The organism is Segatella copri, from assembly GCF_003465495.1.
Taxonomy (GTDB): domain Bacteria; phylum Bacteroidota; class Bacteroidia; order Bacteroidales; family Bacteroidaceae; genus Prevotella; species Prevotella copri_G.
This window is the reverse complement of sequence record NZ_QSAV01000009.1, coordinates 80566-91911: the sequence shown is the minus strand read 5'-3', so window position 1 is coordinate 91911 and position 11346 is coordinate 80566. Positions and strand designations below refer to the sequence as shown.

Here is an 11346-nt window from a genome sequence, read left to right as displayed (position 1 = left end):
TGAGTGTGCAAATATAATCATTTTGTAAGCGTTCCGTGATACGCAAAACATTGAGAATCAGCGCAATAAAATCCGTTGATGCACAAAGTTGCCTTTCCGCATTGTTACCTGCTTTGCATAGGTAACTGTGGCTCACGATTTAGTAACTGAACTACTTCAATATTCCTCACTCGCTTGCTTTATGCCGATTTGGCAACTTTGTGCAAATCTACTCATTCCCAACTGTTTACGTTCCAACCTCTCTTATTCTCCTTTGGCTGCTTTAGAGCTTTATGTTAAAAAAAATAAGTCATAGTTTTCTCCCCCACAACTCATAGTTTCTTTCATCATAACTCATAGGTTTCTTCCCAGCATCTCATAGGTTTCGGCATCATATCCCAAGGTTTTCAAGCCAAAAAGGGCTAAAAAAAAACAAACGGACAAATTGAATTTGTCCGGACAAATTGCCCGCAGCTATATAAATCACTCATTTTTAACAACTTACAAGCTACCGGACAAAAGAACCGGACAAATTCAATTTGTCCGTGTTTTAAAAATCGAGGCTATTCCAGCGTCAGCCATCCATCTTCCGTCCAGTTGATTTTCTTCTGAACCAGGATGCTGGCGCCATTCTTTGGCACACTGTAACCATGACTGAAGAAGAAATCGCCATCGGGGAAGGAATAGGCAGAACAATGGCCCATCGCCTCATATTCTTTCTTATCGCCTTCCAGAATCAGCGTACCTCCGCCATTGCGCATGTCTCTGCCTGCCTTATCCAAATAAGGACCGGCAACCTTCTTGCTTCTGCCCACGGCAACACGATAGTTGCTCTTGATGCCACGGCAGCAGTAATCCCAGCTCACGAAGAGATAGTAATAATCACCATGCTTCATGATGAAAGGAGCCTCGATGGCATTGGTGCCGGCAAACTTGGAGGTAGGATTCGGCTCTGCAGAAGTATCGTCCTCGGCATGACGACGGGCGATGGTCTGAGGCTTGGCGCCCTTCTTGACATGCATCGTCTTCTTATCCAACTTAATCATCTGGATGCCATCCCAGAAAGAGCCCCAGGTAAGCCAAGGGTTCCCCTTCTCATCAACAATGAAATTCGGATCGATGGCATTCCAGTTGTCTCTATCACCCTTAGAGGCGACGAGGCAGCCCTCATCCTTCCATCCATCCTTATCAGATAAGGAAGTATTGCTCAGCAAGCCAATGGCAGAAGTATTCTTGCCAAAGGTGGAACAGGAATAAGCCAGATACCACTTGTTCTTGAATCGGATAACATCCGGAGCCCAGATATGCGTGGTAAAACCAGGCACACTATCATGCGTCCATGCCGGAATCTCTCTGTTCTTGAGCACGCCCTGAGGAACGATAGTCCAATGCTTGCGGTCGGTTGAAGTCATCTGCGTGATGCCATGACCTGTGCAGTAGAGATAGTACTTGCCATTCTCATACGCCATTACGGGGTCGTGGACAAAAGGAGTATCTACCACAATCGGTTCCTGCGGAGCATTCTGTGCCATCATCTGGCAACCACCTTTTACAACAGGAGCAGCAATGATCATTGCTGCTCCCAAAAGTATTTTAGAAATCTTCATATAATTACACCTTATTATATATAAGAGAATTACTTGTTCACAAATTTCTTTCCGTTCACAATCACTACACCCTTGTAGCTTTTGTCTACCTGCTGACCGGAGAGGTTGAACCACTTGCCATCATTCTTCTTCTGAATGATGATAGGGTTCGAGATGCCTGTAGAAAGGCTTGAGCCGTCGATGTAAGAGTTCTCACCAGTAAAGAATACGTTAATCTTAGATGGCTTGTCTGCAATGGTCTGTGTATATGAATAATGATACACCTTATTATCCGTTGTGGTAATCACAGCAGTCATCTTGAATGCGCCTGTAGCTGCATATTCCACGGTCATATCTACCAAAGAACCATTCATATCCTTCGCAAATGTATCCCAGTTGTAATCGCTGACACATCCTGTGTTGCTCCAGGCAATATTTTCAAAGTTGTCATTGCGTAACATAACATACTCCTTATAGCCAACAGCGCCATGAGCTACGTTAGAAACACCCAATACCCAACTCTTGTAAAACTCTGCACCCACAGTATAGTTATAGAACTTAAACTGTGCCTTATTGCCAGCCTTCACGGTGTAATCCTTGCTCAAGTTGGTAGCATAGGCATTCGTTGTATTCTTCTGTGCAGAAACAGGATAGTAAACCGGAGTCGTTTCCTCAGCCTCTGCATCGATGTTCAAGGTATAATCCTTAGTATATTCATAACCGTCCTTGCTGATAGTCATGGTCATGGTGACCTTACCCTTGCCTTTTACTACGCCGTCATCGGTCAGGATAGAAGGATTGCTTGACTTCCATGAAACAGTAGCACCAAGATGGCCCTCTGTAGGGAGAATTGGCTTTGAATTCAAAGTTGCACCATCTGCGAAAGGAACGCTGATCTTATCCAATGTATATTTAATAGCCGCTTTGGCATCAGCCTTGCTTCCCCAGATACTCAAACCGCGAGTCTGCAAGCTGGCACCACCTGATGTAGCCAAACCATCAGAAGAACTGAGGGCTGTAAAGCAGAGCGCCTTGATATTGGTATAATCGATAGTCTGCTCGGTAAGCACACCCTTGAACTTCACCTCTGCATTGGCTGTTGCAACACCCTTCAAGGTAAGATTGATGTAGCTTGTACCGCTCACCAGTTCCCATTTTCCGGTATACTCACCCGAGATAGAACCATCTGCATTGAGATGGATGGTAACAGGCTTCTCATAAGCCATTGCCGCTGTATTCTGACGGTAAGGATGAGCTATGATCTGATAATCTCCCTCTACCTCTGTTGCATCATAGAGCTGCTGGGTAGCAATATCATTATCAGTATAAGTCTCGCCGCTAAACTCGTAAGGAGCAGCAACCAGCCAACCGTCCTGGTTAACGAAGAGCTGATGTACACGAACCTCATGCTCCTCATCTCTGTTCATGAAGCGGGTATGGTAAACGATGAGTGCTCGTCCCTTATGGTCTACGATGGCAGAGTTATGTCCCTGAGCCAGTTCGGCAGTAGGCATGGTTTCCCACTGGTAGTTGCCGAAGAGTTTCACACCCTCGTCGCGCTTGGCATCGCCACCGAAGTTAAGGATATACTTGCCATACATGGCATCAATACCCGTTGAAGTAAGACAGTCCTTATAAGGTCCGTCTGGTTTCTCCGAACGGAAAACACGAATCTGATATCCACCGGCAGCCGTCAAGCCGCCATAGCTCATGAAGAGATAGTAGTACTTGCCCACCTTCTGAATATAGCTTGCCTCGCCTGAAACATAATATCCGCCGGCAATCTTCTTGCCGAAGTAAGGGTCGCTGGTACAGTTGGCACTGGCTGCACTCGGAGTGGTGGTCTTGCCATTCACCTCATAAGGGAAGGTATAGGTATAGTCGCGGAGACCATTGGTCTTATCCAACATAATCATAAAGATACCACCCGACCATGAACCATAACTCATCCAGAGATTATCATCATCATCATAGAATACGCATGGATCGATACAGTTAGGCCAGAAAGAGCCCCAGCTGTCACCCGTCTGATAGCGGGCAGGCAGAGAAGTTTCGCCTGTAGCTACAGCCAGGTCGGTATGCTTCCAGTCATCAGCTGCAGCATAGGCATTATGAGCGAATGTGCCCTGAAAGCCCGAGAATACCACAGGTCCCTGATAGACCCAAGGTCCTTCCAGGTCATCGGATGTGAAGCAGACAATGGAAGAGCACCAGTGGTCACCATTCAGACTCATATACATACACCACTTCTTCATGGTCTTGTTGTAGATGACATCAGGAGCCCACTGCATACCCTTCACGGTATTGCCCTTAAACTGCCAGCCATGGACATCGAAGTTATCGAAAGTCACTTCCTCGCCCTTATAGTTCTTCACCTTTTTGATGACGTGAGTGGTGTAAGCATCTTTAAAATTAATCAGTTTGCCATTCACGTCAGCAAAAAGACTGTTACTGGTTCCGGCATTTTCCTCACCCGTCTTAAAGGTGTTCCATATCTGATAGTTGCCCGAAGCATAAGTCTTGGCTCTGCCCAGATGTGAACCGTAGATATAATATTTAGGTTTGGTGGTAGAGCCCGTAACATCCATCACGATAGAAGGGTCATGCACCGCGATGCGCCCTGTTATCGTTTGGGTAGCGTATGCATTAGCCAGATCATTATCGCCGACAGCCGTCTGAGCCATAGCTCCGTTCATCGCCATCAGACTCATGATAGAAAGTAATAACTTCTTCATACGATTTCAAGTTTAAGATATGATTTTTTTTAAACCAAGGAAGGTCTATGGTGTTTTCGCCATAGACCTCACCTAAAATATATAATGTATATTGACAAAGATTACTTACCGGTTGTTTCACCCTCAGTAGTCTCGCCACCTTCAGTGGTGTCGTCCTTCTTAGGAGCATCAGAGAGTTCCCAACCTGCATTCTGTCCTAAGTTAGGATTCTTCTTGTAAGTGTCATCAGGCACTGGGAAGTAATAATTCTTAGGAATAGAGAACGCACGAGTAGGATGGGTATTATCGTTGCGATAAGTATATACCTGGCTCTCATTAGGAGTTACAACAACGCTATAGATGTTGTAAACCTGCTTGTAGCGTGGCTCACTCTTCTCTGTAGCAGCACTCTTGCCATCAAACAATTTCCAGCGGCGCTCATCGAAGAAACGGTGATCCTCGAAAGCCAACTCGATGCGGCGCTCGTTGCGGATACGCTCACGAAGCTGTTCCTTGGTCATACCCTTGTAAGCAGGCATACCCACACGGGCACGAACCTGGTTTACATAGTCGTAGGCAGCCTCAGGACCCTTTGCCTCGTTCAAAGCCTCAGCAGCATTGAGCAGAATCTCCGCATAGCGGAAGATAGGGCAAGCGGTAACGTATGTGGTAGGGTTCTTGAAGCTCATATTGTGAACGAACTTCTTAGAGTAGTAGCCGGTAGTGGTACCACCATGAAGATCCTGATAGTCTTTGCCACCTACAGATACATCCACTGCACGCTCCTCGTCCTGGCTCTTGTCTCCCCAGATACTTCCCTGGTGGAAGATGGTCTGCTCCAGACGTGGGTCACGGTTCTTGTATGGATCCTGGTCGTTGTAAGAAGGATCCTGATCGATAGGAAGACCATTGATGGTCTCGTAAGAATCAACCAGATTCTGTGTAGGGTTTACGCGACCGGTAGAGTTCACATTACCGGAGAAACCACAAGGAGTGTTGAACATCTCAATTTCTCGTGTATTCCACTCACTGCGGCTGAGGATATACTCAGGGTTCAGGTGAGGGGTACTGGTGAAGCACTCATAATAGTTCTTGTTAGGGTTGTTATCGCTTGTAGTGTACAGACGATAAGGGTTGGCAGAACTCTTGTTGGCATTGATGAAAGCGAGGGCTGCATCAGCAGCTTCCTGCCACCAGGTAACATCATTTGTAGGATTGTTCAGTGCAGAAGCACGATAGAGCAATGCTCTTGACTTCAATGCATAGACAGCAGCACCATTGATACGTCCCCAGTTCTCATTTTCATTGCTGTAACGGAATGGGAGCGCACCGCTCTGGATGATGGCATCGCATTCATCAGCTACCCATTTCAATGCTTCAGGAGCTGGAGTACGGGCAATAGAAGCAGCCTCTGCATTATCCAACACATGATCCTCGATAGGCACTGCACCGAAATAGCCAATCATATCGAAATGAAGGATGGCACGGATGAAACGCGCCTCTGCCTTGTAACGGTCGCAGAGTTTGTTGTCGTCACCGCTCTTCTCTGCATTTCCGATTACGCTCTCACGTGCCTTTGAAATGAAGTCGTTGCAGACACGGATGCCCTTCAGATCGTTGCTCCAATAACTATTGGCAAACCAGTGGTTCTTGGCATCGTATGAATCGTTCAATACACTGTGATAGTAATGCACATTCCAGTAAGAAAGGGCATTATCGGTCATACAGTCACGAGAAGCTGCACGGAACTGACCATCAGTATATCCCGCAAAGGCATCAGGCAAATAGGTATAGGCATTTGCCAAGACACCACGGGTACGGTCGTAGTTGCTGTAGATGTTCTCGTCGGTATAAGTCAAGTCGACTTCCTTATCGAGGATGTCGCTGCAGGAGGTCATACCTCCTACAGCCAGCATCGCCAATGATATATTAACTAATATCTTTTTCATATTCGTTTTTGATAAAATTGATTAGAAACCAATGTTAATACCAAATGTAAATGACTTTGTCTTTGGATACCACCAGCAGTAGCTCAATGGCTTCTCTGGGTCTACATCATCTGGCAGACTGCTGAAGGTAGCAATATTGTAAGCGCTGAAGTAAACGCGGCACTTAGTCATCCACAACTTAGAAATCAACTTAGCAGGCAAAGAGTATCCTACCTCAATATTACGGATAGACCAGAAGTTACCATTGCGTACCCAAATGTTGTTCTGGTAAGAACCTGTAGCACGGTCTGAATCAACTGCATCGAATCCATTATAAACAGGACGTGGATAAGTAGCATTCACGTTGCGAGGATCAGAAGGGTCATCAGTATAGTAACCCCAAGCCTTTGTTACCTCATGGGTACCCATGTTACTCCAACCACTGTAGCTGATAGCCGGTGAAAGGAATACAGAGCGACGGAGATAAGCATTCACAATCATGCGGGCATCGAAGCCCTTATACTCGAAACCGAAGTTGAAGGTTGGAATCATCTCAGGAATGATGGTGTATGAATCTGGCACCATATCCTTTGAGTCGATCACGCGGTCACCATTGATATCCTTGAAGACTGCTGTACCCAACTGCTGTGCTCCATTAGAGAAGCTGTTGTATGGATACTTTTCCGGATGGTCGATGGCATCCTGCTGAGAGGTTGCAATCAGGTTAGGATCTGAAGCCCACTGGTCGAACTTATAGATGTTCCATCCACCCACACGGTTGGTACCTGTCTGAGCCTGCTCATAGAGTTCGGCTACCGAAGTGTTGTCATAGATTCTATGACCTGCCTTGCGCTGCCATTCTACATCTGGTGCAGTTTCATCGATATCGGTAATCTTGTTGGTATTGAAGGTAAGCTGCCCCTCGATGAAGTACTTGAAGTCCTTGCCGATATTGCCACGATGTCCGAGAACGAGTTCGTAACCGCGGCTTTCAACCTTACCATATGAATCCTGTGCTACAGGCACACCAAGTATGGTTTCTGGCACGGTTGAACGGGATACCAGGATGTTAGAACGCCACTCCTTGAAGACATCGAAGCTACCATAGAGTTTGCTGTTCCAGAGGTTCCAGTCAACACCGAGGTTTACCATCTTGGAGATTTCCCACTTACTGTTGGCATTACCGGTCTTGCTCTCAGCATAGCCATTCACAAAAGTTCCGTTATAACCGAAACCGTAACCGGTAGCTGAACCATAGATACTCTGATATGGGTAACGGCCTGCACCAGTAGAAGACTGACCAGCTTCACCATAAGAAGCACGGAGCTTGAGAAGATTGACAAAGCCAAGTTTCTTCATCCAGGATTCCTCAGAGAGTACCCATCCTGCTGATGCCCCCCAGAAGGTTCCCCAACGGTCGTCTGGTGAGAAGTTATCACATCCCATACGAGAGAGGTTGACTGAGGCAATATACTTGTTGGCATAGTCGTATGTTCCCTGGAAGTTGTATGCCAGATAACGGTTTGAAGATGCACTCTGCTGGGTAGAGTAATCTGAACCTGCTTCCTCATTACGGTAGTAACGGGCAAAGGCACGGGCATCTACATTGTGCTTACCGAAACTGTTCTTATAACTTACACCACCAAACAGATTCAGGTTGTAGTAGTAACCACGCTGATTAGCTGATGGGTTGCTCAAAGCTGCCTTGGTTGTATATTTGGTATACTTGAACTGGCTGACATCGGTAACCGCCAGGTTATCGTAGTCGTAGTTCCATGAATCCATCTGAGCAGTCTGTGTTGACTCGAAAGTCTCGTATGCATCGAAGCTGACTGTACCGAACAAGCCTAAGCCCTTCAATACAGGACTCAAATCGTACTTGGCATTCAAGGTAGAATACAAGTTACGGCGACGGTTCTTCTCCAAACCGGAACCACCCAGGTAACGTACTGGGTTGTTGGCTGTAGATGAAGAATAGATACTTCCGTCAGGGTTATGGGTAGGAGCCATAGGGTTTGCCTCGATTACACCGAAGGTAACGAGGTTGAACACGCCCTCAGTAGGCTGAGAGATGTTATCAATACGTCCACCCAAGTCGAGAGATACATTCAGATACTTGGATACATCGATATCGATGTTAGAACGGAGATTCCAGCGGTTCAGTACGTGCTGAGTGCTGTAACCATCATTCATTTCAGTACCCTCGGTATTCCACATACCCTCCTGGCGCAGGTAAGAGAAGCTTACATAGTAGCGGGCACGCTGGTTACCGCCACTAATCTGCAGGTTGGTGCGATACTGCGGTGCAGCTTCACGATACAACTGGTCTGCCCAAGATGTATTGAAGTACTGATACTTGCGGATATCATCGTCAGCAAACTTTCCACCATTGCATACATACTTGTAGTTGTCGAGCTGCTCCTGGGTGTACATCGGATCCATACCGCTCAGATAGCGTACCTGGTTACGGGTCATCGCCATGTTGTAAGAGTTCTGAACCTCCATCTTGTTGGCGAGGGTCTGGAAACCGACTTCCTGAGTGAAATCAATCTTAGTCTTACCGGCATTACCGCGCTTGGTAGTAACCATAATCACACCATTGGCACCACGCATACCATAGATAGAAGAAGCGGCAGCATCCTTCAATACGGTGATGCTCTCGATAGGATAAGCATCGAGGAAGGAGAGGTCACGCTCTACGTTATCCACGATGATCAGTGGAGAACGGGCACTCTGGTTGGTGGTACGGATACCACGGATAAAGAGGAAACTCTCCGACCATCCTGGCTCAGAAGACCACTCGTAGGTCTGCACACCATTCAGTGTTGAGGTGAAGGCATTCTGAAGAATAGTAACAGGATGCTTCTGCAATTCCTCGCCTGAAACAACCGAACGGGAATCTGTCAAGATTTTCTTTTTCTGCTCGCCGAAAGGAACAGGAGCGAGATGCTCATACTCGTCAGCATCATCTTCCATCTTGATGACGTATGTGCCGTCAAAAGTGGTCACCTTCTCCTGAGCATTCTTGTAACCTACGCTACTAACGCAGATTTCATCGCTAGGAGTTACCTTCTTCAATGTAAAGTAACCATCCTTGTCGGTCAGGGCAATGCGGCTTTCCTCTGCCACGTTGACAACAGCTCCAGGGATTGGTTCACCCTGGCTGTTGACGATTCGGCCTTTGAGCACCTGCTCCTGTGCCAAGACTGAGCTTGAAGCACAGAGAAGTGCACTCAGCATCAAGACTTTGCTTGATGAAGATACCTTATTATATATATTCTGAATATTATTCATACGATTCTATCATTAAAAGAGTTATTCTTTCCAACCATCGTTCTGGAAGTCCTGACCAATCTTCCAAACCTCAGCCTCTGGGATTGGATAGAGGTAGAACTTGTCTTGCCACTTGCGCTTCTGGGCTACCTTACGGGTAATGGTGCCATCTGCTGCCACGTTTACACCGTAGATATCACGGCCGAGCGCATCGCCTGCTACGTTCCAGCGACGTACATCCCACCAGCGGTGCTCCTCGAAAGCAAGTTCGATGGTACGCTCCTTGTGGATGAAATTGCGCATAGCTGTCTGGGAATTCAAGTCTGCACGATCGGCTACATTACCGATGATACCGCCACGATGACGAATCTGGTCGAGCAGGTTGCAAACCTGTGTCTTGTTGCCTGCATAGTCAGCCTCGTTCAATGCCTCAGCATAGTTCAGAAGCAGTTCGCTATAGGTAAAGATCTTCCAGAGGCGCTTGGCTGTACCGCTGTGGTTACTGCTCAGGATGGTCTCAGGAATATACTTGCGTACATAGTAACCTGTTGGAGTAGCATTCTGGTTACCGATAGGATTATCGCGATGACCATAAACCACATCAATGACATTGGTCTTGGTGCTGGTAGCCTGACCCCACTCACAACCATTGTAAAGAATGGTAGCTGCGAGGCGTGGATCACGGTTCTTCCACATCTTCTGCTCTGTATAACCGCTCTCTTCGTTGATGACAGGCTTGCCGTTTACATAAACCGGAGCACCTGTTGCATCATACTGCTTGAAAGGAGCTGAACCATCTTCCATATCATACATATCTACGAGGTTCTGGCTTGGGCAAAGACCACCCTGTCCACCTTCACCTACAGGAGTATCGGTAGAAATACCGCTCCAACCGATAGCTACATCGTTGCGGAAGAAGATAACCTCAGGGTTCTTGTCGGTATAAGTGTTGAGCAACCAGGCATTGTTGTAGGCTGCTACACCACCATTGGTACGATCTTCCAACTTATAGTTCTCACCATAGTCAGCGATGAAGCCCGCAGCTGCGTCTGCAGCCTGCTGCCAGGTAACACCGCTCTGTGCTGAGTAGCGTGGACTTGCCATGTAGAGCATCATGCGAACATAGAGGGCACGTGCTGTAGGCTGGTTTACCTCACCTGCATAGGTAGCATCGCTGGTCTCTGCGTAAGTCTTCAAACTGCTCTCGCATTCCTTCACCTCCTTGAAGAGATAATCCATGAAGGTCTTGAGGTCAGGGCGCTCTGTATAACCTGTCATCAGGTCACCGTTAGGGTCGAGCTCGGTTGTAACCAATGGCACCGGACCATAGCGGAGGAACAGTTCCCAGTAGAAATAGGCACGGAGGAAACGGGCCTCTGCAATATAGTTTGCCTTACGTGAATTGTAAAGTTCTACGTCAACATCTGCAGGGCGAAGCTTGTTCTCAGTGTCCTGCTCCAATGTGTTGATGGTGATATTGCACTTGCGGATACCACGATAGCGGCTCTCCCAAGGAGAAGTCAGCTCTGCTGCACCGCCACCACCATAATAGTTACCGATGTTGAATGTGGTACGTGTACCTGATGTACCAATACTTGACTCAGCCAGATCGGTAGCAGCATCCATCCATGAGTTGTTCACGCGGTTGGCACCGTGAAGCAGGAAGTTGTAAGTATCATTGTGGTTCTCTTCCAACAGAGTGAAGTTACCCAACACCTCAGCTTTTGTCAACTCATTGCTTGGCTGCTTGTCGAGGAAATTGCCAAAGGCGTCTTCGCAAGAGGTGAGCGTCATTGCTCCCATAACGAGCGCCAAAGCAAATATACTATATTTCTTCATTTTCGATTCTTTTTGAATGTTCTTGAA

5 protein-coding genes are annotated in these 11346 nt (G+C 47.1%); all 5 read right to left on the bottom strand.

Annotated features, from left to right (window positions below; translation table 11 throughout):
• Positions 1 to 542: 542 nt before the first annotated feature.
• The 5 genes from DWV53_RS04150 to DWV53_RS04130 all read right to left on the bottom strand — a co-directional run bounded on the left by DWV53_RS04150 (position 543) and on the right by DWV53_RS04130 (position 11319).
• Entirely contained in the window at positions 543 to 1586 is a 1044-nt protein-coding gene (locus tag DWV53_RS04150) for a family 43 glycosylhydrolase (RefSeq protein ID WP_437181744.1), read from the bottom strand.
• A gap of 29 nt (positions 1587 to 1615) precedes the next feature.
• Positions 1616 to 4300, bottom strand: coding sequence for a glycoside hydrolase family 43 protein (locus tag DWV53_RS04145; protein WP_118151822.1), 2685 nt, complete (start codon positions 4298 to 4300; stop codon positions 1616 to 1618).
• 101 nt (positions 4301 to 4401) lie between these two features.
• Positions 4402 to 6228 (bottom strand): RagB/SusD family nutrient uptake outer membrane protein, encoded by a 1827-nt coding sequence (locus DWV53_RS04140; protein WP_117695560.1) that lies wholly within the window; start codon positions 6226 to 6228, stop codon positions 4402 to 4404.
• Between the two features lie 21 nt (positions 6229 to 6249).
• The gene (locus tag DWV53_RS04135; RefSeq protein WP_181992403.1) at positions 6250 to 9501 is read right to left on the bottom strand and encodes a SusC/RagA family TonB-linked outer membrane protein; all 3252 of its coding nucleotides are present in this window, start codon (positions 9499 to 9501) and stop codon (positions 6250 to 6252) included.
• Between the two features lie 21 nt (positions 9502 to 9522).
• The gene (locus DWV53_RS04130; RefSeq protein ID WP_117695559.1) at positions 9523 to 11319 is read right to left on the bottom strand and encodes a RagB/SusD family nutrient uptake outer membrane protein; all 1797 of its coding nucleotides are present in this window, start codon (positions 11317 to 11319) and stop codon (positions 9523 to 9525) included.
• Positions 11320 to 11346 lie beyond the last annotated feature (27 nt).

Excerpts from the sequence above, each read along its gene's own strand:
- DWV53_RS04150 (WP_437181744.1), bottom strand. The coding sequence starts at position 1,586 with ATGAAGATTTCTAAAATACTTTTGGGAGCAGCAATGATCATTGCTGCT.
- DWV53_RS04145 (WP_118151822.1), bottom strand. The coding sequence starts at position 4,300 with ATGAAGAAGTTATTACTTTCTATCATGAGTCTGATGGCGATGAACGGA.
- DWV53_RS04140 (WP_117695560.1), bottom strand. The coding sequence starts at position 6,228 with ATGAAAAAGATATTAGTTAATATATCATTGGCGATGCTGGCTGTAGGA.
- DWV53_RS04135 (WP_181992403.1), bottom strand. The coding sequence starts at position 9,501 with ATGAATAATATTCAGAATATATATAATAAGGTATCTTCATCAAGCAAA.
- DWV53_RS04130 (WP_117695559.1), bottom strand. The coding sequence starts at position 11,319 with ATGAAGAAATATAGTATATTTGCTTTGGCGCTCGTTATGGGAGCAATG.